This is a genomic window from Microbacterium sp. GbtcB4, assembly GCF_019091465.1.
GTDB lineage: Bacteria > Actinomycetota > Actinomycetes > Actinomycetales > Microbacteriaceae > Microbacterium > Microbacterium paraoxydans.
Map to the genome: position 1 here is coordinate 1 of NZ_JAGXJJ010000111.1, position 274 is coordinate 274.

Sequence of the window (274 nt, forward strand, 5' to 3'; positions counted from 1 at the left end):
GCCCTGCCGGCTCCGGCACCACGGCCCCCGTGCCTTCGCCCGCGGAGGTATTCGCGGCCGGGAAGGCGCTCGGCATGGGCACGGTGATCGATCCCTACACCGGGCCGGCGCGCTGGGAACGCATCGATCAGATCGTCGAGTCGGCCCGGCTGCTCAACGAGGCGGCGGAGATCGGCGCCGAGGCCGGCGTCCGGGGCGGCTACCACAACCACGCGCATGAGCTGGAGGCGGTGTTCGACGGGGTGACCGGGCTGGAGGGCCTCGCGGAGCACCT

Annotated in this window: 1 pseudogene; it reads left to right on the plus strand. The window is 73.7% G+C overall.

Features of this window, described 5'->3' with window-relative positions:
• Positions 1-74: 74 nt before the first annotated feature.
• A pseudogene (locus tag KVS71_RS17435) lies at positions 75-274 on the plus strand (sugar phosphate isomerase/epimerase); the annotation flags it as partial.